25 protein-coding genes are annotated in these 25582 nt (G+C 54.1%); 14 read left to right on the top strand and 11 right to left on the bottom strand.

Features of this window, described 5'->3' with window-relative positions:
- Nucleotides 1-3: 3 nt before the first annotated feature.
- Nucleotides 4-1728 carry an ABC transporter permease subunit gene (locus tag RHP47_RS09405; RefSeq protein ID WP_286649579.1) on the bottom strand — a complete coding sequence of 575 codons (1725 nt, stop codon included), beginning with the start codon at nucleotides 1726-1728 and terminating at the stop codon, nucleotides 4-6.
- Between the two features lie 127 nt (nucleotides 1729-1855).
- Between RHP47_RS09405 and pyk the strand changes: the two genes are divergently transcribed.
- The 6 genes from pyk to RHP47_RS09435 all read left to right on the top strand — a co-directional run bounded on the left by pyk (nucleotide 1856) and on the right by RHP47_RS09435 (nucleotide 7481).
- Complete coding sequence (gene pyk / locus RHP47_RS09410; RefSeq protein WP_149820273.1) at nucleotides 1856-3289, top strand: pyruvate kinase; 1434 nt, start codon at nucleotides 1856-1858, stop codon at nucleotides 3287-3289.
- An 82-nt stretch (nucleotides 3290-3371) separates the two neighbouring features.
- Nucleotides 3372-4079 (top strand): SIMPL domain-containing protein, encoded by a 708-nt coding sequence (locus tag RHP47_RS09415; protein WP_149820275.1) that lies wholly within the window; start codon nucleotides 3372-3374, stop codon nucleotides 4077-4079.
- 9 nt (nucleotides 4080-4088) lie between these two features.
- A complete protein-coding gene (locus tag RHP47_RS09420; RefSeq protein ID WP_310840337.1) occupies nucleotides 4089-5441 on the top strand; it encodes a DUF3370 domain-containing protein in 1353 nt (450 codons plus the stop codon).
- 70 nt (nucleotides 5442-5511) lie between these two features.
- Nucleotides 5512-6684: a molybdopterin-synthase adenylyltransferase MoeB gene (gene moeB / locus RHP47_RS09425; RefSeq protein WP_149820279.1), complete on the top strand. Its 1173-nt coding sequence runs from the start codon at nucleotides 5512-5514 to the stop codon at nucleotides 6682-6684.
- 162 nt (nucleotides 6685-6846) lie between these two features.
- Entirely contained in the window at nucleotides 6847-7314 is a 468-nt protein-coding gene (locus RHP47_RS09430) for a photosystem I reaction center protein subunit XI (protein ID WP_149820281.1), read from the top strand.
- Between the two features lie 50 nt (nucleotides 7315-7364).
- Complete coding sequence (locus RHP47_RS09435; RefSeq protein ID WP_149820283.1) at nucleotides 7365-7481, top strand: photosystem I reaction center subunit VIII; 117 nt, start codon at nucleotides 7365-7367, stop codon at nucleotides 7479-7481.
- A gap of 109 nt (nucleotides 7482-7590) precedes the next feature.
- On the opposite strand, the gene RHP47_RS09440 is transcribed toward RHP47_RS09435, so the two are convergent.
- Nucleotides 7591-8124: a tetratricopeptide repeat protein gene (locus RHP47_RS09440; protein ID WP_206200915.1), complete on the bottom strand. Its 534-nt coding sequence runs from the start codon at nucleotides 8122-8124 to the stop codon at nucleotides 7591-7593.
- A gap of 128 nt (nucleotides 8125-8252) precedes the next feature.
- Here RHP47_RS09440 and RHP47_RS09445 point away from each other — a divergent pair, with 128 nt between their 5' ends.
- Nucleotides 8253-8756, top strand: a complete 504-nt coding sequence (locus tag RHP47_RS09445) for a hypothetical protein (RefSeq protein ID WP_310840339.1) — start codon at nucleotides 8253-8255, stop codon at nucleotides 8754-8756.
- Between the two features lie 13 nt (nucleotides 8757-8769).
- On the opposite strand, the gene RHP47_RS09450 is transcribed toward RHP47_RS09445, so the two are convergent.
- The 4 genes from RHP47_RS09450 to RHP47_RS09465 form a co-directional block, all read right to left on the bottom strand.
- Nucleotides 8770-9978, bottom strand: coding sequence for an MlaD family protein (locus RHP47_RS09450; RefSeq protein WP_286625491.1), 1209 nt, complete (start codon nucleotides 9976-9978; stop codon nucleotides 8770-8772).
- Between the two features lie 41 nt (nucleotides 9979-10019).
- Nucleotides 10020-11660 (bottom strand): L-aspartate oxidase, encoded by a 1641-nt coding sequence (gene nadB / locus RHP47_RS09455; protein WP_149820291.1) that lies wholly within the window; start codon nucleotides 11658-11660, stop codon nucleotides 10020-10022.
- A 31-nt stretch (nucleotides 11661-11691) separates the two neighbouring features.
- Nucleotides 11692-12096 carry a photosystem II complex extrinsic protein PsbU gene (gene psbU, locus RHP47_RS09460; protein WP_206200911.1) on the bottom strand — a complete coding sequence of 135 codons (405 nt, stop codon included), beginning with the start codon at nucleotides 12094-12096 and terminating at the stop codon, nucleotides 11692-11694.
- Between the two features lie 237 nt (nucleotides 12097-12333).
- The gene (locus RHP47_RS09465; RefSeq protein WP_286625493.1) at nucleotides 12334-13533 is read right to left on the bottom strand and encodes an adenylate/guanylate cyclase domain-containing protein; all 1200 of its coding nucleotides are present in this window, start codon (nucleotides 13531-13533) and stop codon (nucleotides 12334-12336) included.
- A gap of 316 nt (nucleotides 13534-13849) precedes the next feature.
- Between RHP47_RS09465 and RHP47_RS09470 the strand changes: the two genes are divergently transcribed.
- The 5 genes from RHP47_RS09470 to RHP47_RS09490 all read left to right on the top strand — a co-directional run bounded on the left by RHP47_RS09470 (nucleotide 13850) and on the right by RHP47_RS09490 (nucleotide 17366).
- Complete coding sequence (locus RHP47_RS09470) at nucleotides 13850-14344, top strand: Photosystem I reaction center subunit III (protein ID WP_149820294.1); 495 nt, start codon at nucleotides 13850-13852, stop codon at nucleotides 14342-14344.
- A gap of 37 nt (nucleotides 14345-14381) precedes the next feature.
- Nucleotides 14382-14507: a photosystem I reaction center subunit IX gene (psaJ, locus tag RHP47_RS09475; protein WP_011058244.1), complete on the top strand. Its 126-nt coding sequence runs from the start codon at nucleotides 14382-14384 to the stop codon at nucleotides 14505-14507.
- A 175-nt stretch (nucleotides 14508-14682) separates the two neighbouring features.
- Nucleotides 14683-15141 (top strand): 50S ribosomal protein L9, encoded by a 459-nt coding sequence (gene rplI, locus RHP47_RS09480; RefSeq protein WP_149820295.1) that lies wholly within the window; start codon nucleotides 14683-14685, stop codon nucleotides 15139-15141.
- Nucleotides 15142-15155: 14 nt separating this feature from the next.
- Nucleotides 15156-16505 carry a replicative DNA helicase gene (dnaB, locus tag RHP47_RS09485; protein WP_149820297.1) on the top strand — a complete coding sequence of 450 codons (1350 nt, stop codon included), beginning with the start codon at nucleotides 15156-15158 and terminating at the stop codon, nucleotides 16503-16505.
- A gap of 102 nt (nucleotides 16506-16607) precedes the next feature.
- Nucleotides 16608-17366 carry a ChaB family protein gene (locus tag RHP47_RS09490; protein WP_286649580.1) on the top strand — a complete coding sequence of 253 codons (759 nt, stop codon included), beginning with the start codon at nucleotides 16608-16610 and terminating at the stop codon, nucleotides 17364-17366.
- A gap of 67 nt (nucleotides 17367-17433) precedes the next feature.
- Here the strand turns inward: RHP47_RS09490 and RHP47_RS09495 are convergent, their stop codons facing one another.
- The 3 genes from RHP47_RS09495 to RHP47_RS09505 all read right to left on the bottom strand — a co-directional run bounded on the left by RHP47_RS09495 (nucleotide 17434) and on the right by RHP47_RS09505 (nucleotide 21189).
- Entirely contained in the window at nucleotides 17434-19311 is a 1878-nt protein-coding gene (locus RHP47_RS09495; protein ID WP_310840342.1) for a hypothetical protein, read from the bottom strand.
- Nucleotides 19312-19372: 61 nt separating this feature from the next.
- The gene (gene guaA, locus RHP47_RS09500) at nucleotides 19373-20980 is read right to left on the bottom strand and encodes a glutamine-hydrolyzing GMP synthase (protein ID WP_149820302.1); all 1608 of its coding nucleotides are present in this window, start codon (nucleotides 20978-20980) and stop codon (nucleotides 19373-19375) included.
- Nucleotides 20977-21189, bottom strand: a complete 213-nt coding sequence (locus tag RHP47_RS09505; protein ID WP_149820304.1) for a hypothetical protein — start codon at nucleotides 21187-21189, stop codon at nucleotides 20977-20979. The genes guaA and RHP47_RS09505 overlap by 4 nt, the downstream gene beginning before the upstream one ends.
- Here RHP47_RS09505 and RHP47_RS09510 point away from each other — a divergent pair.
- Nucleotides 21188-22267 (top strand): Mrp/NBP35 family ATP-binding protein, encoded by a 1080-nt coding sequence (locus tag RHP47_RS09510; protein WP_286625496.1) that lies wholly within the window; start codon nucleotides 21188-21190, stop codon nucleotides 22265-22267. The genes RHP47_RS09505 and RHP47_RS09510 overlap by 2 nt on opposite strands.
- Nucleotides 22264-22740: a signal peptidase II gene (lspA, locus tag RHP47_RS09515; protein ID WP_286625498.1), complete on the top strand. Its 477-nt coding sequence runs from the start codon at nucleotides 22264-22266 to the stop codon at nucleotides 22738-22740. Before RHP47_RS09510 ends, lspA begins: the two co-directional genes overlap by 4 nt.
- On the opposite strand, the gene RHP47_RS09520 is transcribed toward lspA, so the two are convergent.
- Together RHP47_RS09520 and RHP47_RS09525 are read right to left on the bottom strand one after the other, a co-directional pair.
- The gene (locus RHP47_RS09520; protein WP_310840344.1) at nucleotides 22737-23492 is read right to left on the bottom strand and encodes a metallophosphoesterase; all 756 of its coding nucleotides are present in this window, start codon (nucleotides 23490-23492) and stop codon (nucleotides 22737-22739) included. The genes lspA and RHP47_RS09520 overlap by 4 nt on opposite strands.
- An 11-nt stretch (nucleotides 23493-23503) precedes the next feature.
- Nucleotides 23504-25171, bottom strand: a complete 1668-nt coding sequence (locus tag RHP47_RS09525) for a DUF3370 domain-containing protein (RefSeq protein ID WP_286625502.1) — start codon at nucleotides 25169-25171, stop codon at nucleotides 23504-23506.
- Between the last annotated feature and the right edge of the window lie 411 nt (nucleotides 25172-25582).

A 25582-nucleotide genomic window follows, 5' to 3' on the forward strand; every position in this document is an offset into this window, starting at 1 on the left:
CGCCTACAACAGTTGATATTTCGTTTCCGCCAAGCGGTAGAGGGGGCGCCAAACCAAGCGGTTGGTCAAAACCACCAATAGTGACATGACTGCCGTGGCGGCCATCAGTAGGGGAAAATCCCCCCGAACGCTAGCCTCAGAAATCGTGGCCCCCAAGCCAAGGGTTTGCTCCGTTTGATTCTGAAATTCCACATATTCACTGACAATGCTGGAGTTCCAAGCGCCGCCTACCGCCGTAATGATGCCCGTAATCAAATAGGGAAAAATGCCGGGCAGGATCAGGGTGCGCCACCGCTGCCACCAAGAGAGTTGATAGACCACCGCTGCTTCAAATAATTCCGTGGGAATCGCCTGGGCACCGGCAATGACATTAAAGAGGATGTACCACATAGTTCCCAGCATCATGAGAGCCACAGAGCCAATCTCCAAACCCCCACCCACATTGGCCAGCGCCAACAGCAGCACTGGAAACAGCGCCGTAGCCGGTACCGATGCCGCAATTTGGACAATGGGTTGCAACACTTGAGCAGCACGGGGATTGCGACCGATCGCCACCCCCACTGGAACTGTCCACAGTAGGGAGAGAACCAGTGCCACCACTACCCGCACCGTGGTCAGAACCGCCCCTAGACCAATTTGCTGCCAATCTTGCCAACTGACACCAAACATTTGCCGCAAAAAGGCGATCGCTCCCCAACCCACGAAGGTGGCAAAAATCAGCAAAATGATGGGGGTTATCGGCCAGTTGCCTTGGTCATTCTGGGGGGCAACAGATTGACGTGGGTGTTTGGGGCGCAACTGCTCATCCAGTCGTTCCCAGACGGGGGCAAAGATATTTTGGTGGAAGGCTCGCAACGTGGGCGATCGCCGCAGGAAATCAAGAACGAAGGATTTAGGAACATTCTCCGCCTCGACCATTTCCATCTTGAATTTTTCGCCCCAAGCAATGAGAGGGCGCCACACCAGAATATCAATCACGATAATGATGCCAATTAATACCGCCAGACCGTAGGCCAATGCTGCATAGTCCTGTTGGTTGGCTGCTTCCGCCAGATAGGAACCTAACCCCGGCAACGTAAAGGTTTTCTCGCCAATGGTAAAGGACTCGATCGCCATCAGGAAAAACCAGCCCCCCGCCACTGACATCACACTATTCCAGATCAGGCCAATGGCACCCGCCGGCAAATCCAGCGTCCACACCTGCTGCCACCACCCCAGCCGATAAATTTTTGCCACCTCCCGCAGCTCCCGAGGCACGCTAATCAAAGACTGATAAAAGCTAAACGTCATGTTCCAAGCCATCCCCGTGTAGATGAGGATAATGGCCGCCAATTCCACGCCAATACGGCTCCCCGGAAAGAGGGCAATCAGTGCCAGCACCACCCCCGGCAAAAACGACAGCACGGGAATCGATTGCAGAATATCCAGCAGCGGCAGCAGGATTTTTTCAGCAGTGCGATTGTAGTAGGCAATATAGGAATAGAGGATGCTAAACACCAAGGAGATGATATAGGCAATGAGCATCCGCAGCAGCGTTTGAGCGGTGTAACTTGGCAAGACCGCTGGACTCAGCTCAATGGTGATCGTGGGATCATACTGTCCTGTAAACTGCGCAGCCGTGTTGACAATCCAAAAGATCAGGGCAATCAAGGCCAAAATAATCAGGCCATCTTGCCAAGTCCAAGCACGATTCAGCGTTTGATTATCGGGGGTAAGGGGGCGTGCCATCGCGGCCTCCAGCGGTAGTCTCCACGAGGCAAATTATAGCCACATCCCTGTAGCCACAAAAGTTAATGTCCAATGCAAGCCAGAACACCACCGGATTCCCTGACCTATGCCTAAGATTTAGGAGAGCATGAAGTTATCCCCCTCTCCTATGCTGTTTCGTCGCACCAAAATTGTCGCCACCATTGGCCCTGCCAGTCGATCGCGGGAAGTGATTCAGCAGATGCTCGCCGCCGGCATGAATGTGGCACGGTTAAATTTCTCCCATGGTGACTATAAAGATCATGCCGAAACCATTGCCCTGCTGCGACAAGTGGCCAATGAAGCAGCAACGCCCCTGACACTCCTGCAAGATTTGCAAGGCCCGAAGATTCGCGTTGGTCAGCTTCCTGAAGGGAGCATTGAATTAGTGGAAGGGGAGCAAGTCCACCTCGTGCCGCTCACTGAGGAAGAGACACAAGGCATTGGCATTGATTATCCCTATCTTGCCGAAGAGGCGCAGCCGGGGATGCAGGTGCTCTTGGATGATGGCCTCTTGGAATTGGTGGTCGAGGCCATTGCGGGAGATCGGGTCACCTGCCGGGTGGTGCAGGGGGGCACGCTCAAAAGTCGTAAGGGGGTAAACTTGCCGGATCTCAATCTGCGGCTGCCTTCCCTCACAGACAAAGACAAGCAGGATATTCAATTTGGCATTGAGCAGGGGGTTGATATTATCTCCCTGAGTTTTGTGCGCCGAGCTGAGGATCTCTGGGAGTTGCGGGAGTACTTGGCGGCCCACGGTGCCAGTGATATGCCTGTGCTGGCAAAAATTGAGAAACCCCAAGCAGTGGAAAATCTCTCAGCGATTTTAGGGGTGGCCGATGCAATCATGGTTGCGCGGGGCGATCTCGGTGTGGAGATGCGGGTAGAGAAGGTGCCGCTGCTGCAAAAGCAAATTATTCGCGAGTGCAACTACCGCAGTATTCCTGTGATTACGGCGACCCAAATGCTAGAGAGCATGATTCACAATCCCCGACCGACGCGGGCAGAGGCCAGTGATGTCGCCAACGCCATTCTTGATGGTACAGATGCGGTAATGTTGTCGGGCGAATCTGCTGTGGGGGCTTTTCCTGTGCAGGCGGTGAAGATGTTGGCGCGGATTGCAGCGGATGTGGAGCCGCACCTTGAGTTTGACAATATGCCCGCCTACCGCAATGATGAGACCCATGCCCTAGGTGAAGCCTTAACCACCATTACTCAAATCCTCGATCTGCGGGCGATCGCCTGCTTTACGGAAACCGGCTACACCGCAACCATTGCCTCTGGGGAACGGGTGAAACCCATGATTGTCGCCTTTACCGATCGCCCCCGCGTTTATCACTGGATGAATTTGCTCTGGGGTGTGAAGCCGATTCTTTTAGAAACGCTGCCTATGACGTTTGAAGGAATGATTGCCGTGGCCGAAAACCAACTCAAGGAGCGCCAAATGGTTACTGAGGGCGATAAAATTTTGATTCTGGGCGGCATTCCTGCCCAAACTCCCCAAGGAACGAATTTTATTAAAATTCATACGATTAGCGCCTAAAGGGGAACAGAATCCCAGTGAGAGGCGGTCTGGAGAGAAACAAGGTTCATGAGTTTTTTGCTGAGCTGTGGTGAATACCGCTGTGAAACATCCGTTAACGCCTTTTTATACCCTCAGTCTTGCCGCGCTTCTTGTTGGCGGATCTGTGGTGGTTGCTGAGCGACCCGCCGTGAGCCAAGAAGCCCAACGTACCCTGACGGTGACCGGTCGAGGGGCAGAAGCCATTTCAGCAACCCTTGCCCAAGTCAGCCTAGGGGTCGAGGTGCAAGGTCGCACGGCTCAAGAGGTACAGCAAGAGGTGGCGCGGCGAGCCAATGCCGTTTTGGCGGTTCTGCGGGCACGGGAAGTCAGTCAACTGCAAACCACGGGGCTGAGCCTCAGTCCCAATTATCAATACACCAACAATCAGCGGATACTGGTGGGCTATATCGGGCGCAATACGGTGAGTTTTCGCATTGCTAGCGATCGCGTGGGGCCCCTTCTTGATGCTGCTGTCCAAGCTGGCGCAACGACAATTGACAATATTAGCTTTACGGCACCAGAGGCGACGATTGCCGCTGCCCAACGCACTGCCCTGCAGCGAGCGACCCAAGATGCGCAAAGTCAAGCCCAAGCGGTGCTCAGCGCCCTCAATCTCCAACCGCGCCAAGTGGTGAGCATTCAAATTAATCAGGCGGCACCCCCGCCAAGACCCCTTGCCGTTCGGGCAGCAAACATGGCCGATAGCACGCCTGTGGTGTCCGGGGAATTACAGGTAGAAGCAAGTGTAACGCTGCAAATGAGCTACTAGGTCTCGGTAATGTCTGTTCATTTCCGTTGGTTTTTGGGGAGCGGTGCGGCCTTGGTTGTCATTTCCCCAGTGCTGGCTCAGGCGCCGGCAACAATTGAAAAACCGCAAAAAGTGCTCCCTTTACCGGGGGCTCTTGATCAGGTGCCTGTGTTGAATAGCAATAGCCCAGAGGTGGTGCAGCAATCAGGGATTCTCCTGTCCACATTTCCGCCAGCGGGCAAAGCAACTCCTAGTGCCCACTTGAACTTTGCGTTTCGCGATCGCTTTGATATTTTTGCCCACCATATTGCGAAGCCCCGCGACCCGCAGGATCTCACGACCCTCTACCTAGGGATTCTCGCCTACAACCCCAGTTCTGAACCGGTAACGGTGAATTTGATCCATGCCGCCAGTTACTTGAGTCAGCCGGATGCGCCCTTTCGTCCTCTGCCCAATCAGCAGGCGAATGATCTCGGCCAAGTTTTTGCTGGTCCGGGCGATCGCGTCATGCTGGATATTCTGCGACAACGGCGGCAATCGGGATGGCCCGCACAAGTCGTGATTCCCCCGCGCAGTTATGCCCTGATCGCCAATTTACCGATTCCGGTCAAGGGACTCGACCCCCCCCTCAATGGCCGTTCGCTGCTGATTCGTGCCCGCAGTAGTGGCAACATTTACTTGGCCAGTTTAGCCCGCTTTGGCAATGAACCGCCGACCCTAGAGCAATGGCAGCAGACACTGACGGCAGGGGAATTGGTCACCCCCCGCGATCGCGCCCCCACCCCCCCCGATCAAGGGGGCAGCATTATCTATGGCCGAGTGGCGGGTGTCGCCCTTGGCTCCCGCTGGCACAATCCCCAACAACAACCGATTCCGATTCCCGCTGCGGGTACCGCCTTCTCCTATCCCATTAGTTCGTTAGTGGCAGGGCGCTTGGGCACAGGACAAGTGCAAACGGCTCCCCTCGTGGTGCGCTATCCCGATACGGCCTATGCTGCCCATGGCAACTATGGCATTGAATATGATCTGGTGCTACCGCTACAAAACACCAGCGATCGCCCCCAGACCGTGCGCCTTGCCCTCCAAACCCCCATCAAATTCGACGCCCCCGCCAGGGGCTTACGGTTCTTTGCTGAACCACCCAACCGCATCTTTTTCCGAGGCAGTATCCGATTGCGCTTCCGCGATGATCAAGGCACCCCCCAAAGTCGAATCATTCACCTTGTCCAACGTCAGGGCCAGCAGGGGGACGATCTCGTGCGGCTCACGCTACAACCCCAAGAAATCCGCTGGGTACAGTTCACCCTGCTCTATCCGCCGGATGCGACCCCCCCCCAAGTGTTGACAATTGAAACCTTGGCAGATCCTCTGTCGCGCCCCTAAGTAAAATAAGAAAATCCCCTCACCCTTGCTGATCGGGTTAGATCAGCCGCATTTTTTATGAAGGGCTACCATGCTAAATCCAGACCTTTCTACGATTGAACTCACGAAAGACGACTATGAACGCTATTCCCGCCATCTGATTTTGCCAGAGGTGGGTGTTGAGGGTCAAAAACGCCTCAAAGCTGCCAGCGTGCTTTGCATTGGCACGGGTGGATTGGGATCACCTCTGCTGCTCTATCTCGCCGCTGCCGGTATTGGCCGCCTTGGCATTGTAGATTTTGATGTGGTGGATAGCTCCAATTTGCAACGGCAGGTGATCCACGGCACCTCTTGGGTGGGCAAGCCGAAAATTCAATCGGCCAAGCACCGCATCCTTGAGATCAATCCCTACTGCCAAGTGGATCTCTACGAAACTCGCTTGAGCGCCGCCAATGCCCTTGAGATTATGGCGGACTACGACATTGTGGTGGATGGCACCGATAACTTCCCCACCCGCTACTTGGTGAACGATGCCTGTGTGCTCCTGAATAAGCCCAATGTCTACGGCTCGATCTTTCGCTTTGAGGGCCAAGCCACGGTCTTTAACTATGAGGGCGGCCCTAACTATCGTGATCTCTATCCGGAACCGCCGCCACCGGGTCTGGTGCCCTCCTGTGCGGAAGGGGGCGTTCTTGGGATTCTACCGGGTATGATTGGCGTCATCCAAGCCACGGAGACGATTAAAATTATTCTTGGCAAAGGCACAACCCTCAGTGGCCGCCTCTTGCTCTTCAACGCCCTAGAGATGAAATTCCGTGAACTCAAGCTGCGCCCCAACCCCGAACGGCCAGTCATTGACAAGCTCATTGACTACGAAGAATTCTGTGGTATTCGCCAAGCCAAAGCACAGGAGGCCGCCCAAATGGCAGAAATTCCCGAAATGACGGTGCAGGAACTCAAAGCCCTCATGGACAGTGGTGCCCAAGATTACGTCCTTGTGGATGTGCGCAACCCCAACGAGTACGAAATTGCCAAAATTCCCGGCGCTGTACTCGTTCCCCTATCGGAAATTGAAAATGGCCCCGGTGTGGAGAAAATCCGCAATCTGGTGAATGGCCATCGCCTCTTGGTGCACTGCAAGATGGGGGGGCGCTCTGCCAAAGCCTTGGGCATCCTCAAGCAAGCGGGCATTGAGGGGATCAATATCAAAGGGGGCATCAACGCCTGGAGTCAGGAAGTCGATCCCAGTGTACCCACCTACTAACCCCAACTCGAGGGCGGGGCTGCGTAAGGGGATGTTGCGATACATGAACTTTCTTGAAGAGATGAACGCCCTCTCTCGCGCGATCGCCCGCCCTTGCCTAGAATAACCACTTAGGTTCGTGCCTGTGCGCGGACATGACGGAATGCTAGGGAAATAAAAATCATGGCAGAAGAACTGGTTAAGCCATACAATGGCGATCCCTTTGTGGGGCACTTGTCAACGCCCATTTCTGACTCTGGCCTAGTGAAGACTTTTATTGGTAACCTCCCCGCCTATCGTCAAGGCCTCTCCCCCATTCTGCGGGGTCTTGAAATTGGCATGGCCCATGGCTACTTCCTCATTGGTCCTTGGGTCAAGCTCGGTCCCCTGCGGGACTCCGATGTGGCCAACTTGGGCGGTTTGATTTCTGGTATCGCCCTGATTTTGATTGCCACGGCCTGCTTAGCGGCCTATGGTCTAGTCAGTTTTCAAAAGGGTGGCAGCAGCAGCGATCCCCTGAAAACCGGTGAGGGTTGGAGTCAGTTTACGGCTGGCTTCTTTGTGGGGGCTATGGGTGGTGCCTTTGTGGCCTTCTTCCTCCTCGAAAACTTTGCTGTTGTCGATGGCATCATGACCGGCCTCTTTAACTAGGGCTTTGGTCACACTTTACTTTTGATCACCCAGAAGGAGAACCGCTGATTATGATGGGATCTTACGCTGCATCCTTTTTGCCTTGGATTTTTATTCCCGTGGTGTGCTGGCTGATGCCCACGGTGGTGATGGGGTTGCTGTTCCTCTATATCGAAGGAGACGCCTAAACCGAGGGGTAGCTTATCCAGCTAAATACACAGAGTGAATTGCGAACTGGTTGGGGAATGTCCTAGCCAGTTTTTTATTGTTAACTAGTTTTTGCTTGACGAGGTATCCTCAAGCCGCCGCGCCACTCAGCCGTTTTTTCAGGGAATTCACCCGCCGTTGGGCGATCGCGTTGTTGGGGTCGTATTTCAAGGTATGTTGATAGGCTTCAAGGGCAGGTTGGGCTAGGTTCTTTTTCTCATAGGCGTGACCGAGGTTGTTGGCAGCCGTGATGTACTCAGGCTGGTTTTTTAGAGCCTCTTTGTACTGGCGAATGGCCAAGTCATACTGCTCCTGCATGAAGTAGGCATAGCCAAGGGCATTGTAGATGGGAGCCACATAGGTTTCACCTTCACTTTCAGCCGCCTTCAGGGCTTTTTGAAACAGGGGAATCGCTTGACTGGCCAGTTTCTTTGTCAGGTAGATGCTGCCGAGTTCAAAGTATTCTTGAGTGGTCCCCGGTTCCTGCTTGAGTTTTCGTTGGAGGCGTGCCAAAGTAGATTCAATGCGGCGGGTTTTGAGGATTTGTTTGACCACAAACCAAGCTGAGACGCCGAGTAGAATAATCAACACACTTAAATAAACTGCAGGTAAGGCATTCTCCATGGTAAGTCGTATCCCCAGTAACAACCGATCGCTTTGCAACTTAGGTGCTATGCATTTATTCCTTAGGTCTATGATAAACAGAGGCGACCCCTTTAACCCTAGAAATCTCGCAATTTAAGCCACCGACTATGAATCCACCTGTGGTTCCCGGCAATCGTTCTATTCCAGATAATGAAAAATTTCGTTTCCCTGCGGGCAGTGCGCAACTCTTGGAACCGTTTCGCCAATACATTTGGGTCAATTTAGCCTCAATGGTTATGGATACCCGCAAAAAGTATGGCATTGACACCGTGGAAATCATTGGCCATACCGACGGCCAACCCAATCAAGGCGGGGTCAGTAATCTCGATACCTTGCTAGAGCAGGCGGTAGCTACCAATACATTGAACCGCTTGACCCCCGGATCGAATGCTGATCTCGGCCTGATGCGGGCACTGGCGATCGCCAACGAACTGCGCAAGGTGCAAGCAAAACAACCCCAACTGGCTGGCCTGAAATTTCGCGCTTACTCTGCGGGGCAGCTCTACTTGCTCAATGGTCAGCTCGCACCAGCAAACCGCAATCCAGATGTTTCCCGGCGTCGTATCGAAGTGCGCTTTACCCGTACGGGTAGAACAGAAACCGCCCGCTAAACCAATTGCCAACCTAAGGATCATTGGTCACGGCAGCTTCTTCCTCTTTGGGGGGCGCTGCCGCCCCACTTGGACTGGGGGCGGGGCTAGGGGCAGGTGGCTGAGTTTCTCCTAGGGAAGTGGCATGGAGTGCCAAGAATTGCTGCTCAAGCTCTTCACTGGAAGCCAGTAGGCGACTGAGGATTTTAATAAGGCGTCGCAAATCAGACTGGAAGGATTCATCGCCCGTGAGTTTGAGCAAGTCATTCGTGAGTTTTTGGGCATTGATAAATGTTGCGCGTGCCGCATCTAGGGTTTGGGCGATCGACAGCATAATGATGGGACTGCTCAGTGTCCCAGAGACTTTATTGAGATTGGCTGCTGCTTCGGCACCATTTTTAATGAGAGCATCCAAATTGGCCAGCAATTCCCCCTGCTCCAGTTGATTTGTCAGGGGCCGCAGTGCTTTGAGCGTGGTTCTCAGATCGCGGGCAGCACCATCAATGTTGCGCAAGGCGGAGTTAATCGTGTTGCGGTTGACCTCAACCAGTTCGCTGATCTGGTTGGCCGCACGGGTCACTGCTTGCGAGGCGGTGCCAAAATTCCGTAGTTCAGCACGGGCTTCATTACTGAGGGCGTTGAAACTATCGAGAGCAGTGGTCACCCTCGTCAGGGATTGATCGGCACGGTTGACGGTGCGGGTTGCGCCCAAAATAAGGGTATTGGCATTGTTGATAATCCCCGATTCCTCAAGGGCAGTGGTAAAACGAGTGGCCGCTCGCACCAAATCCTCTAAGCTGGCAGTGCGTACCCCAGTCACGCGATCGCCATTGCAGTAAATCAAGTCTGGTTGGCACTTGGGGGCAAAGGCAGTGACGCCCTCGGGAATCTCCGGTACCCGCTCCTTGGGGGTAAAGTCCAAGAAGGCCTGACCAATAAAACCCGACTGGCGAATCTCCGGTACAGCACTACGGGGAATTAACACATTGTTGACGCGCACACTCACTTGGACACCATTGGCATCAAACCCAATGGCCGTGACTCGTCCCACTTGGACACCGCGATAGCGCACCTGTGTCCCCACCGCTAAGCCGGGTGCTGTATCCAATTCCACCTCAAGGGTGTAGCTATTGGTACCGGCAAGGTTGCCCCGCAACCAGAGTAGGCCGACCCCTAATGTGGCTAAGCCCGCAAGGATCACCAGACCCACCAAACTTTCCTGCACACGTCGTGACTGCATCATAGGGATAGATCACCGCAAAAAATTTTTGGAATCTATAGCAACTATAGTTTACTCTGGACGCCTTGAATTGCCGCTTTTTGCCAGTGCTCTCCCCAAATTAGGGTGTGCATTTGCCAATTGGGATCGGGTTGGGGGTAGTCTTGACGGTAGTGGCCTCCGCGGCTTTCCTCGCGAAAGAGGGCACTTTTGAGAATTAAGTAGGCAATGTCCAAGAGATTGCGTAGCTCGCCCCATTCCCAAAGAGTTGTCTGGGCGGCTGTATTGCTGAGGGTATAGCAGTGATTGGGGTTGAGTTCACGAAGGGCGATCGCAATCGGATGAGCCAGCAATTCTTGGCGCCATTCCTTCACTTGGGAAAGAGCGGCCATCAGCGTGGGAGCATCGCGACAAATGCCAGCACTTTGCCACAGGAGTTCCCGCAGATCTTGGCGCCACTGCCGAAAACTCACTGGCTCAATTTCAAGGGCTTGCTGGCTAACAGGGGACACCGCCAAGGGAAGGGGCTGAGGGTGCAGATGTGCCAGTTGAGCTGAAAAGACAAAGCATTCCAAAAGGGAGTTACTAGCAAGGCGATTGGCACCGTGGACACCAGTACTGGCAACTTCACCAACGGCATAGAGGCCGGGAAGGCTGGTCTTAGCCTGCAAATCGGTGACGACTCCCCCCATCCAGTAATGGGCTGCTGGGGACACGGGAATGGGTTGCTGTTCAACGTCAATGCCCCACTGCCGACAGACAGCAATGATTTTCGGAAAACGGTAGTGCAGGCGATCGCGAGAAATCGGTCGTAAGTCCAGCCAGACATGGGGGGCATGGCTCTGCTGAAGGTGACGGTAAATGGCACGACTGACAATGTCTCGTGGTGCCAGCTCGCCAGCAGGATGGTAGTCCGCCACAAAGCGATGCCCTGTGTGGTCTATGAGATGTGCCCCTTCACCGCGCACTGCTTCACTGATCAGAAATCGCGGTGCTCCCTCAACGGCAAGAGCGGTGGGATGAAATTGGAAAAACTCGACATCCCGAATGTGTGCTCCTGCCCGCCATGCCATTGCCACACCATCGCCAGTGCTTAAGGGGGGATTCGTGGTTTGGGCAAAAACTTGACCGCCGCCCCCCGTGGCGAGAACAACTGCACCCGAGCGCAGCCACTGAAGTTGTCCCTGACGCAACAGACACACCCCACAGCATCGCCCCGACTCTAGCCACAGATCAAAGACAAAGCTATTGGGCAGAAGCGTGATATGGGGTGCAGCAGTGACCTGTTCGAGCAGTGTTGTAATCAGGGCTTGACCTGTGGTGTCAGCGGCATGGAGTACCCGCGGACGAGAATGAGCCGCTTCGAGGGTCAGAGCCGGGCGATCGCCCACGCGATCAAAAGCTACCCCCATCGCCAAGAGCCGCTCCACCTGTACCGGTGCCTGCTCAACCAAAAACTGGACACTCACTGGATCACAGAGGCCAGCCCCCGCAGCAAGGGTATCTTGGGCATGGAGTAGGGGAGAATCCGTCGGGTCAATGGCCGCAGCCATACCGCCTTGTGCCCAGCCACTGGCAGATTGTCGAAGGTCAGTTTTGGTAATCAGGCCAATGCGATAGCTAGGGGGAAGGGCAAGGGCAGCACTGAGACCCGCAGCACCACTGCCAATGATTAAGACATCAAATCCAGAAGTTGCGGGAGTCAACGCTAACCCAAAATTGATCTAATGAGGGTAGTTATTTGTATAGCCCATTATTATAGCGATCGCCACCCTCAACGAGAGCCGTTTCCACCTCGGTCACCGTAAAGTGATCCAAGTTTTCCCGCAGAATTTCCTTTTGCCGCTCCGTCAAACCGGGAATGTTCAGGACATCTTCAACGGATTGGTAGGGGGCATTTTTAACGATTAATTTAGCTAGGGTTGGGTACAGACCGCGGTATTGAATAAAGGCGGCAATGTTGGTATTGTTGAGGTCAATTTTTTCACCATAGGCAGTGCCGAGTTTCTCATCTACCACATTGACCAGTTCTTCCTCGGTGGATGCAGTTGCCGCCAAGGTTGGGGCACTCCAGTTGATCCAGCCCAACAGGCTAACGCCCACGAAGTAAGCCAGTGCTAGCCAGCGGCCCAAACGTTGCATAATTCCTTTACCTCCCAAATCTCACAGATCATTACAAAAAACAGCGGTTCATTAAGAGTCAAAGCAAAGAACTGACCACATCGCACAGCGAGCGCAGGCGGCGGTAGCCGATCGCCAGCAGGGTGACAGAGGAAACTGAGGCATTACGCCCACAATAGACTGATGTCTAGACTGCCCCCTACAGGTGATTCAATAATATCAGAGGGAGGCCGTCCCTTAATCCCTTTTTTCAGGTGTTTAGTGCAGGGTGTCCCTCCCTTTGATGGCTTGGGCAAGGAACCGATGGAGGTCATCAAAGCTGCCCACGTAGGCGGGTACAGGGGCATCATAGCCCTTGAGGTTCAGCACTTGGGGTCGAAAGGGGACAACGGTTGGACAAGACTGTACAAGGTAGTGGTAGGTGGTTGCCCCCATAGCCAGATCAGCGGCAATGGTTTTGGTGGCACTCTCAAGGCGAAAGGCAGCGTTAACGGTATCTCCCAGAGCAGTATAGTCGGGGCGATCGCCACTCCCCGTATTCCCCACCATGGCATAGCCTGTATTCAAACCAGAACCAATGCGCAGTGGCCACGGCAAGGGATAGTGCTGGTGCAGTTCTCCCGTCATCAGCCGTAAATCCTCTAAGGCAGAGAGGGTGTGGCAAATTTCTTGATAGCCAATCTCCTCGCTTTCGTGGATCCAAACCGCCATGACCGCATCGCCAATGTACTTATCGACCCAACTGCCGTATTGACGAATAATCTCACCCGCCCGATGAAACCACGTGCCAATTAGCTCCGACAGTAGCTCCTCTTCGAGTTGCCGCGTCAGCTTGGTAAAGTCACGAATATCCACAACCAAGACCGTCAACAGGCGGCGGACATGGAGCAGTGCTGTGGAGGAGCCTTCGGATTGAGGCAAAGACAGAGTGGCATTTTCGGCAAATAGGGGGGCAAAGGGTTCGTTAAAAAAGTCCAGTTCCGTTTGGCCAAAGGTAATGCGATCGCCATTGTGCAGGGCAACGGGAATACTGACGCGGCGACCATTGACGAACGTGCCATTGCGACTGCCGAGATCAATGAGATAAAACTCCCCCTGTCCCATGCGCTGAATCATGGCATGGTTCCGTGACATCCAGCGATCGCTGAGCACAATGGAATTGTCTTCACTGCGGCCAATGGTCCAGCAGTTCCCCCCTGTCAAGGGAAAATAACAAACCGTGTCCTCACTCACCAGTGCCAGATGGGGTTCTGAGGGGGGTGGGGTCTCAGGGTGAACGACCTCAGGGGCGCCGGGAATCTGCGAGAGGGTATGGCGGAGTTGATTAATAATTTGCTGCTGACGCAAAATAATCGCCACTAACTGTTGGGCAGGTAAGGTCTCGAGGATCTTTTGGTCGGGCAAGTTAAACGTCAGGTCAGCATCCATGGGGGGCAAAATAGGAGAAACACTTTTCATAGTTGCGAAATCACCGTGGGTCAGCTCTCCCCCCAGCGCCACCGATGTGTAGATGTTTCAAAGTCAAATCCAGCAATAGATCCAGTCTAGCAAAGGAGCTTTGTCTGGCTCAATAGATGCAGTCTGTGCGGTAGCACCAATCAACCATAGAGCGATCGCCAGAGGAAGCATTAGTCAGCATTTGCCCTCGTAAAAATTATTAACCTTTCCCCTAGGGTTGGGTTGAAGCCCATCCGCTAAAATGATGGCAGCTTTGGGAGGGATTGCTCTCTCCGTGAATGCACTTTGACCTGTCTGCATTTGAGGACAACACTCCATGCGTCGATTGTTAGCCCTACTCCTTGTCTTGACCCTGTGGCTAGGTTTTACCCCTCTAGCCGCCGCTGATGTGGCAGGACTCGTCCCCTGCAAAGATTCTCCTGCCTTTCAAAAACGCGCTGCCGCTGCTGTGAATACCACCGCTGATCCCGCCTCCGGTCAAAAACGGTTTGAGCGCTATAGTCAAGCCCTGTGCGGCCAAGATGGTTTGCCCCACCTCGTTGTGGATGGTCGCCTCAGCCGTGCCGGTGATTTTCTCATTCCCAGTGTGCTCTTCCTGTACATTGCCGGCTGGATTGGCTGGGTGGGTCGCGCCTACTTGATTGCCGTGCGCGATAGCGGTGAAGCCAATGAAAAAGAAATCATTATTGATGTGCCCCTTGCCATCAAATGCATGCTCACGGGGTTTGCTTGGCCATTGGCTGCCCTCAAGGAGCTGGCAGCGGGTGAACTCACCGCCAAAGACAACGAAATCACCGTTTCCCCTCGCTAGCTTCACTGTTTGTTGACTGTCATAAGGACGACGTACCATGAAACACTTTTTGACCTATCTTTCCACCGCGCCCGTGCTGGCCGCCATTTGGATGACGATTACCGCTGGGATTTTGATTGAGTTTAATCGTTTCTATCCCGACTTGCTCTTCCATCCCCTTTAAGTGAACCCTTAACTTTGGAACAAACTCGGTACAAGGGTGGAACAGCGTTCTGCCCTTTTTTTGTCGCAATTGCTGCCGAGAGGCTATAGAATAGTTATTTGTCCTAAAATAGCAGCCGTAGCCACCAGCGCTGACGCTTGCTGTTAACCCATCCAGTTAATGAAAGAGGATCCCCATGGCAAAGCGGGTGCAAGTTGTCTTGAATGAAACCGTCAATAAACTCGGGCGAATGGGTCAAGTCGTCGAAGTCGCCCCCGGCTATGCCCGTAATTACCTATTTCCAAGAGGGATTGCCGAGCCAGCAACCCCCAGTGCCCTGCGGCGCGTAGAGCGACTCCAAGAAAAAGAACGGCAGCGGCTTGCCGAACTCAAAGGCGTTGCTGAAAAACAAAAAGCCACCCTCGAAAAACTGGCCACCATTACTATCTCAATGCCCGTGGGCGAAAAAGATATGCTCTTTGGCAGCGTTACACCGCAAGATGTGGCCGATGCCATCCAAGCCATTACCGGCGAAACCATTGATCGCCGTGAAATGATTCTGCCTGAGATTCGCAAATTGGGCACCTACACGGCTGAAATCAAGCTCCACCCCGAAGTGAGTGTCAAACTCAATATCCAAGTCGTTGCCGATTAGGGCTAGCCTCCTTGATGGTTCAGGAGCCAAGTTTTCAGCCCGATAGCCAACTGATTCCCCCCCAGAACCTCGAAGCGGAAGAGTGGATCTTGGGGGGTATTCTCTTAGACCCGGAAGCCATCAACCGGGTGGTGGATATTTTGCCGGTTGAGGCCTTTTACCTCAGTGCCCACCGCGAGATCTATCGGGCAGCAGTTTCTCTCCACAGTCGCGGCAGCCCCACGGATCTGCTGTGCGTTACCGCTTGGCTACAGGATCAGGGGCTATTGGAGCGAGTTGGGGGGCACACCAAGCTGGCGGAACTGGTGGAGCGCACAGTGAGCGCGATCAATATCGATCGCTACGCCCTCTTGGTCAAGGAAAAATACCTGCGCCGTAAGCTTATTGAAGCCGGTACCCATGTGGTGAAGCTGGGTTACGATAGCAGCCTCTCATTGAATGTGATCTTGGATCAGGCCGAGCAGCAGATCTTTAGTGTGACGCAGGATCGGATTCAGCAGGGATTGACCCGCACCGATGAAATTCTTACCCGCACGTTTACGGAATTGGAGCAGCGGGCGATCGGTAATATTCAGCCGGGTCTATCCTGCAATTTCTATGATCTGGACAACATGACCCAAGGCTTCCAGCGATCGGACTTGATTATCATTGCCGGTCGTCCTTCAATGGGCAAGACGGCGATCGCCCTACAGATTGCCCGTCGCATTGCCGAAATTCACAATCTGGGGGTGGCGATCTACAGCCTTGAGATGTCCAAGGAGCAACTGGTGCAACGTCTCCTTGCCAGCGAAGCCCGCATTGACAGCAACTATTTACGGGCGGGGCGCATTAGCCAACACCAGTGGGAACCCCTAAGTCGGGCGATCGGGATTCTCTCGCAACTGCCTATCTACATTGACGACACTCCCAATCCCACCCTTGGGGAGATTCGCTCCACTGCCCGTCGCCTCCATGCCGAGCATCCCAACGGTCTCGGCCTCATTTTGATTGACTATCTGCAACTGATGGGTGGCGAAGAAACCACAGAAGGTCGGGTGCAGGAACTCTCCAAAATTACCCGCTCCCTCAAGGGACTGGCGCGGGAACTCAATGTCCCTGTCATTGCCCTCTCCCAACTCAGCCGCAGTGTCGAATCGCGGCAAAATAAACGCCCCCTGATGTCTGATTTGCGCGAATCCGGCTCCATTGAACAGGATGCCGACTTGGTGATTCTGCTGTACCGCGATGAATATTACAACCCTGATACCCCCGATCGCGGCATTTGTGAACTCCTGATTGCCAAGCACCGCAATGGCCCAGTGGGCACCGTCAAGCTCCTCTTTGACCCCCAATACACTCGCTTTGAAAACCTTGCCCGCGATTAGTCGAGTGGGGAGAGCATTCTGTTTCCTCACCTTGGAGGTTCGGTGTCAACGATAATTGCTCCTATCTATACTGGGGTCATGTCCTGATGAGGAAACCCATCAATGAGTACGACTTTTGCTCAACCAGCAACAAAATGTGTCTCGGCCACCTTCAAGGAAGAGGCCAAAGTCAAAGAGGCGATCGAACGACTCTTGAATCGCGGTGTGCCCAAGGAAAATATCTCAATCATTGGCCGCAATTTTCAGTCTGAAGCCCGCATTAGTGGATTTATTACCAAGAAAGATATTATTTTGGATGGCGTCACCACGGGGGCACTCTATGGCTCGGTGTTTGGTTCACTGCTGAGTTTGCTGACCGGAGTCGGCGTTCTGTTTATTCCTTTTATTGGCGTGGTGGCTGCTGCTGGCCCTCTGGCGGCTGCCCTTTTGGGGGCGACCAGTGGTGCCCTCTATGGTGCTTTGGGCGCCGGCCTAGGATCCGCACTGATTTCCTTGGGGATGCCGCAGGACAAAGCTGCCATTTATCAAACGCGGGTACAGGCAGGTGAATTTTTGCTGGTCGTTGAAGTCCCTGAGGACAAAGCCGGCGAGATTTTTCTCCTATTGCAATCCGCTGGCGGTCAAGAGGCAGCCATTACGGAGATGCAAATTCCGCGTCAGCCTGAGGGGCAGTTGTCTGGGCCAGAGGATATTTCCCCAGAGGTACGCGCAGATCTCTCGGAGGCCGCTCAGTCTAAATTTGTCGAAGCCTACAATGAGGCGCTGAAGGAGTCCAACGATGAAAAAAATGCCCTCATTAAGGCGTGGGAGCACATCAAACGCCTCTTCCAACGGGATGATAAAGGCATCTACGGCAGTTAGGCGTTAGCCCCTTCTCCCCCTTCATTGCGCTTGAGGGGGGACTAACAACTATTGAGTTTGCATGACTTTAATTCTCCTGTGGCCGCGATCCGCCAAACAGCCAATGGAGGTTGACCCCCACCCCCGGCGACCCCTGACCGACAAGACCTGCATTGGGAATACTGCTGCCGACTGCCGTTGATCCATAGAGATCAATGCCTAGTCCCCACTGGGGCACGACGTAACGCAAGCCGGCACTATAGACCCCCGTTTGACCAAAGACCGGAGTGGCTTCCGCAATAAATTGGAGGTTGCGGACTACCTCAACATTGAGGCCGACCCCGATACCACCCACTACTTTTTGATTGGGAGTAAAAATCCCTAACTTGGGATTCAACAGGAGTGCCACATTCTTGGTTGGCTCATACATAAAGGCCAGTTCCAAGCCGCCTAGGGAACGGCTACCCCCTCCCCCCTGCTTAATGCCACGATTAAATGAGCCTTGAAAGGCCAAAGAAAAGGGATCCCCTTGCGTTTGATCCAGAAAGCGCAACTTCGCTGCTAGCCCCAACTGCAAGTTACCACTGTAGTTGAGGTTTTCGATGAGGGTTTCGCCGCGCTCCCACTGTTCAATGGCAATGGCAAATTGGGCATCGTAGGCAAGACCAAAGCCCACCTGAAAACCGGTTCCTGTGGTGCCGCTATTGCCCCGCAGGTGCAGCATCCCCGGATCAAGGGTGCTGGGGGAGGTAAGGGTGAGGCCATTGAGTAAAAGCTGGCGATCGCGATCCGTGAGGGGTTGCCGAGGCCCACTGCGAAAACTGGGCAAAAAGGGTGGCGCAAAATCAGGCCCCATATTGGGGGTATAGCTTAATCCCGCCATGACACCCACTTGATCCGCACCGGGCAAAAAAGCCAAGGTACGACTTGCAGGTGTAATGCCAAAGGCGTTGGTGGCTGCCAAATCAATACTCACTGCAGGGTTCACTAGAAAGCGCACACCGGCACTCCACACGGGCAGGTTGACGATCGCGCCATCGCTACTGCGCACGGCATTGCCCCCCGGACCGACGGGCATATTGACATCGGCAAAAAGATTAAAGCGAGGATGGGGCTGCCAACTGATGCCTGTGCCAAAGTTGAAGTTCGTGCCGTAAAATTCCCCTCCCTTGTTCACTGTGTCGGGAAAATAGGTGAGGTTGGGCGTAAAGTGCCACTGCAACTGGGGATTAAAGGAATAGGTAATTGGCGCTTGCAATGAGGCGGCAACCGTCCACGTTCCGGCTCGTGCGGCACCCGGCACAAAGAGGAAATTGTCCGATCGCACCCGTACTGCCTCTAGGGAGCCCGCCACAGCCACCGATAGATTCTCGCCGCGATGCACTTGATATTTGAGACCAGCAGCGATCGCTCCAAACTGCAGGTCGGGCTGTAGCCCCTTCACCAAGCGTCCCAAGGGATCGTCGTAGTAATTGCCACTAAAGCTCACTTGCAAGCGATGATTGATCGCATAGTCAATGGAGCCATAGAAAATTTGCAGACCGCCGCCGCCCCCAGCCACTTGGGGATCATAGTTGCGAATTCCCCCCCGTAGTTCAAGGGTTTGCTCCGGCAGGATATTGGCGGTCTCCAAGTTAAAGAGACGGGTGGGCGGACGCATTAAGGGGGGAATGCGATACTGGGGTTCTTCGGCAATGACGGGTGTCGGTGCCTGCTCAGCTACAGGGGGCAAAATGGGTTGCGCCAGTTCTTCTGGCGTCGCTGGTTGCCACGGGCGATCGCCCCTAGGTTCGGGAACGGCTTGCCATTGGGGCAGTGCTTCCGCCGTTGGTGCCACTTCAAAGGTTGGGTGAGTTATTGGCCGAGCCTCAATTTGCCATTGGGGCGGGCTAGATTGCGCCGTTGCTGCTAGGGGCAGCCATACACCTGCACTGAAGCCAAGGGCCAGCGTCCATTTGCTGTTCATGCCACATCACTCACACCACCATCTCTCCCAGTTAAACCGATCGCTCCCCTTTCTGGCAAATTTATTCCCACTCAATGGTTCCCGGTGGCTTGGAGGTAATGTCATAGACCACCCGATTCACCCCCGGCACCTCGTTGACAATGCGGTTGGAAATGCGCTCGAGGAGATCGTAGGGCACCCGTGCCCAATCAGCGGTCATTCCATCTTCACTGGTGACAAACCGCAGCACCACTGGATAGGCATAGGTTCGCTGATCGCCCATTACCCCCACAGTGCGAATCGGCAGCAGCACCGCAAAGGCTTGCCAAAAGTCGTGGTACATCTCGGCGCGGTTAATTTCCTGCCGCACAATCAGATCCGCATCCCGCAGAATCTCTAGGCGTTCCGGGGTCACTTCCCCCAGAATCCGAATCGCTAAACCGGGACCGGGAAAAGGATGCCGCCGCACAATTTCTTCGGGCAGACCCAGCGATCGCCCCACTTGGCGCACTTCATCCTTAAAGAGCTTGCGCAGGGGTTCCACCAGCTTAAAGCGCAGGTTCTCCGGCAGACCGCCCACATTGTGGTGGCTCTTGATTTTCACCGCTACGCGCTCGCCAGTTTGCGGGTCAATGTTGGTATTCGCCGATTCAATGACATCGGGATACAGCGTGCCCTGAGCAAGGTAGTCAAAAGGCCCTAGCCGCTGCGACTCTTCCTCAAAAACGCGGATAAATTCATGGCCAATGCGTTTGCGCTTTTCTTCGGGGTCTGTGACGCCCACCAGTTGGGCAAGGAAGCGATCGCGGGCATTGACGTACTCCACCTTGATGTGAAACTGCTCCTGAAAGAGCTTGAGGAGTCGCTCCGGTTCGCCTTTGCGCATGAACCCTTGGTCAATGAACATACAGGTGAGTTGATCGCCAATGGCGCGGTGGAGCAAAAAGGCCAGGGTCGAGGAATCCACCCCCCCCGATAGGGCAAGGAGTACCCGTTTGTCCCCCACTTTGGCGCGCACTTCCCGGATCGCTTCTTCGACAAAGGCAGCCGTTGTCCAAGTGGGTTCACAATCGCAAATGTGATAGACAAAGTTGCGGATCAGGGCAATACCGCCCACGGAGTGCACCACCTCTGGGTGGAACTGAACGCCATAGAGTTTCCGCTCTGGATGGGCGATCGCTGCCATTGGCGTATTGTGGGTATGCGCCAAGACGCGAAAACCGGAGGGCAACTCGGTGACGCTATCACCATGACTCATCCACATAATTGTTTCTTGCTCAACATTCGTGAGCAGATCCGTGGGGTCGTCAATAAAGAGCGCTGCCTTGCCATACTCGCCAGCGGTGGCTCGCTCCACAGTTCCCCCCAACTGTTGCACCATCAGTTGCATGCCATAGCACACGCCAAGGATGGGAATGCCGAGGTTCCAAATTTCTGGATCACATTGGGGAGCATTCTCGTCATAGACGGAGTTGGGGCCACCGGAGAGAATGATGCCCTTGGGGGCTAATTGGGCAAGTTGCTCAGCAGTGGTGCGGTAGGAAATGACCTCGGAATAGACTTGGGTCTCACGAATGCGGCGGGCAATGAGTTCGGAGTATTGCGACCCAAAATCAAGAATGACAATAAGTTGGCGTTGCAGGCCTTGACCGGCGGCTGTGGCGGGTTGGTGGAGGGTGGAGTGAGTCAACGTTGCAATCCTTCTGATCCCAAATGGCTAATACTTTCCAGAATACCGCCCTTTTCTGAAATATGGTGTAGGCAAATGGGGGTGTAATCCCGTCTGAGAGCGGTCTTGGCTTGCATCCTTTGCTGTATCGCTGCTGTGGCTGGCGGGGGAATCTGCCTAACAGTGGTACGATCGCTATCTAAGTAGCGAATGTAACGAATCACCTGCATGAGTGCCCCCCTTACTGTTGAGTCTGTGTTGGCCGTTCTGCGTCCTGTGGAAGATCCCGAGTTACGGCGATCGCTAGTGGAACTCAACATGATCCGCGATGTTGCCATTGAGGATGGCACGGTTCGCTTTACACTGGTGCTGACAACCCCGGCTTGCCCCCTACGGGAATTTATTGTCGAGGATTGCAAGAAGGCCGTCTTTACTCTGCCGGGGGTGATGGATGTGCAAGTGGCGGTTACCGCTGAAACGCCGCAGCAAAAGAGCCTGCCCGATCGCACCGATGTAGCAGGAGTCAAGAACATTATTGCCGTCTCCAGTGGTAAAGGGGGGGTCGGCAAAAGTACCGTTGCGGTGAATTTAGCCCTTGCCCTTGCCCAAGCGGGGGCTGCCGTTGGCATTATTGATGCGGATATCTATGGGCCGAATGTTCCCACGATGCTGGGGCTAGAGGATGCCATTGTCGAAGTGCGCAAGGAAGCCAGAGGCGATGTCCTGTTACCTCCGGTAGCTCATGGTTTGAAAGTGGTGTCGATGGCCTTCCTGATTGATCGTGATCAGCCGGTCATTTGGCGCGGTCCCATGCTCAATGGCATTATTCGCCAATTTCTCTACCAAAGTGATTGGGGCGTATTGGACTATCTGATTGTGGATTTGCCCCCCGGCACTGGGGATGCCCAACTCACACTGGCGCAAGCGGTACCAATGGCAGGTGTAGTGATTGTAACAACGCCCCAACCTGTTGCCCTTGGGGATGCGCGGCGGGGATTGCGGATGTTTCAGCAGTTGGGAGTCACGGTCCTTGGGCTGGTGGAAAATATGAGCTACTTTATTCCCCCTGATTTGCCCAATCGTCGCTATGACATTTTTGGCAGTGGGGGCGGTGAAGCCTTGGCGGCGGAAATGGGTGTACCCCTTTTAGGACAGGTGCCTTTGGAATTGCCCGTGCGGGAAGGGGGAGATTTGGGTCAACCGATTCTCATTGCGGATCCGCAGTCTGCTTCGGCGCAAGCCCTACGGGCGATCGCCCAACAGGTGGCGGCACGGGTCTCAGTGGCTGCCCTTAGTCCTGTGGGATGAGCAGTCAGCGGCTCAAGATCAAGAATCCCCTTTTTTGGTGGGCGGCTGGCCTCGCCTTAATTAGCGATCGCCTGACGAAAGCATGGATTGTGGCCACCTATGCCCTAACAGTGCCGCCGCAAACAACGCCCATTATCCCCGGTGTCTTTCACATTACCTACGTTACAAATACTGGGGCGGCCTTTAGCCTCTTTGCCAATGGCAGTGTCTGGTTGCGCTGGCTGTCTCTCATCGTGAGCTTGGGTCTGATCACTTGGGCGGTGCTCGGTCCGAGATTAGATCGCTGGCAGCAAGTGGGCTATGGCTGTTTACTGGGTGGCGCCTTAGGCAATGGCATTGATCGCTTTCTCACGGGCGAGGTGGTTGACTTCTTGGATTTTCGCTTGATTCAATTTCCCGTCTTTAATGTGGCGGACATTGCCATCAATATCGGCATTGCCTGTCTTTTGTGGTCGGCGTGGCGCCAGCGCTAGCTGATACTGTAGGAGACATCTCTTAAATCAGTTAAAAATTGAGCCAATTCTCCTTGGCGGGTACCACCGTAGAGCACATTCACTTGATAGACCCATTGATTCGTCCAGTCGAGGGCTGTTAACCAACCACTGCGGCGATGGTAGGCACCGGTTTCAATGTCTATCCAGCCAGCACCCCGCACGATTTGTCCTGCTTCGACATTGGGAAACGTAAAGGTAATCGTGTGACCCACCACAATTGTTTTATCCGCAAAGTAGGGCTTGGGGTGGCCTAAAAACTGTTCGCGGATCCAGCAGCATTGTTGGCTGCCTTGCTGTTCTAGGGAAAGATAGGGATCAAGACCTGCATGGACAACAAACACATCCCCTAAATCTTCATAGAAGGGAACTGTGTGCAGCCAGTCGAGGTGCTGCCAAAGCAACTCTGTGGAGGTGTAGCTGGCAAGGGTCTCATCCCCACCACTATTCGACCAGACAAAGAGCTGCGCGGCATTGATTTGTTTGCCCTCGAAGGTGAGGAGCATCATGTCTTCGTGGTTGCCCCGCACAACACTATAGCCACACTGGCGCACGAATTCCACGACAGCGGCACTACTCGGCCCTCGATCCACAAGGTCGCCAAGAAAGTACAGGCGATCGCCCACGCGAGGTGAAACGAGATCTAGTAAACGGCACAGGCCTTCATAGTGACCGTGGACATCCCCAATCAGAACAAGGCGATTGTCCTTTCGACACGCTGCGCGATCGCCCACTGTGGTCACTCCTATGGCACTGTCACTGGTGTAAGGGACAGAGAATTGGCAGCCGCTGGCGCTTGAGTGGTGTTCTCATAGCTAGGGCCAAGTAATGTTGCCACTGTCAGCACTTGGGGTGGGGTGGCATCGGGTGGGTAGAGTAGATCCACAATAACATCCCGTTTTTCACCTGGACGCATATTTAATGTCACTAATGGTTCTCCCCGCTGACCCCGCCGCTGTACCAAATGGACATAGCGCTCTTGAGCCTGTCCTAAATCATCTGTAAAGCGAACACGCACCGTTCCCCGGAAAAACACTTGGGGAGCCGGGGGTTCCAAAAATTGGAGGACGACACTGCGGTGATCTTGTTTGAGAGGGGTTTGCAGCGTTAGCACCACCGACTGGAACTGACGGGTATTGTTGACCAAGGGCAAGGTCAAACTATAGTGAACACCATAATTGCCATGGGCGTAGTAGGCGGTGTCTGGATAGCGTACTAACATGGGGGCACTTTGAATTTGACCCGTGCCAAGGGTACCTCGGTGGAGCGTACTAATGCCATAGGAGATGGCTCGCCCCGGTGCCGGAATCGTTAAAGCCTGTCCATGGGTTTGGCCATCGGTGAGGGTAGCTTGCCAGCGAGAGCCCTGACTGACACCGGCCACACGGCCATAGAAGAAGCGACCAAACTGACTACTATTGGGGGGCGTGGGTGGAATGTCGCGGGGGGTAACCAGTTGACCGCGATGGAGCATTGCCCACCATTCCTCTAGGGTGGGTGCCCGTTCGGTGCCCTGCTCGTTCATGCGGGCAAACATTGACATTTGCGCTAAGTAAATCGGGCCACTACTTTCTAAATACATCAGGGTGGAGCGGCCATTGGAGGAGGAGACTTCACCAAAGGGATTTGTATCCGGGATTAGGGGTAACTTGGGGCCGACGCTGCCATCGGCATTGAGCATAAACTCTGCCCGAACCCGATTGAGTACCGCATTGGGAAATTGAGTGGGCAACGGCAGCGGCAAATTCGCCAACATCCGCGCTTCGCGAGGGGGAATGGTTATCTGTGAGGGAAAGAACGTCTGCCGTACCCCCCGCAGCACTTGGTTGGTGACTCGACTCCCAGGCCCTGAAAAAACAAAGCCCGTGGGGTTATCGAGCATGGCGGGCAAATTGCGGAAGGGAGCATCTGGCGTACTTAAAAAACTAGCGGCTTGATGAAATCTCACCGTGACATAGCGATCCGTTGGGTTATAGGCCAACAGCCCCAAATAGAGGGTTGGCGTACTCACCGCCCGATTGGATTGGGTAATGTGGTGGGCAAAGACATCAAAGCGCCCCTCTAAGGGATAGTTGAGGTGAGCCGCCGGTTGCCATTTCCCGTGGGGTGGAAAGGTGGAGAGGAGAATCCCCTCAGAGCGCACCATCTCTGGACTGTTGCTGTTAAAGACGGGCACATCGTCTAATTGGCCGGGAAGTGGACGAATGTCTTGGGGAAAATAGGCAAAATTGGTGGGTGTGACGTAGGCCGTTGCAGCGGGTGGGGAAGGGACTTCAGGGGGTGGAACGTTGACGGGTACCGCATTGGCCTGAACAACAACATTCGAGCGAGGCGAATATTCCTGTACAACGGTGGATGAATGTTGGGGTGGAGTTGCTAGAGCGGCTTGTGCCACAAGAATGGGAGCAAGCATATTCGATCCAAACCACAGCATTACATGAGTGAGCAGTTCGCAAAAGTGAGGACAGGATCATCGTTTCTGCCCAAAAGTTGCATTCCCAAAGTATAGCCTAGGTTTGTAGAAAATCCGCTGAAGACCGCATAAAGCTCGCGGCATGAACGTAATTCTAGTTTAGCTTGCTGCGCGTAATGCCAGCCTAGAACTGGGTTTCAGACTGCGCCACGTGCTGATTAGAAAGTGGTCTAGGCCAATTCTCGATCGTTCAGTGTCCTATAGATTGAACACGCTCAACACTGTACAAGCTGATGCAGGATAGCCTCTGATCTGCTGGCGGTATTCCTTATTTTAGAGTAAGCTCTGTATCCCTAGATTGGCGTCAAATATTCAGAAAATCTAAAGAAACTCAACAAACTCTTAAGGTTT

This window comes from Thermosynechococcus sp. QKsg1 (assembly GCF_031586415.1).
In the GTDB taxonomy this organism is placed as follows: Bacteria; Cyanobacteriota; Cyanobacteriia; order Thermosynechococcales; family Thermosynechococcaceae; genus Thermosynechococcus.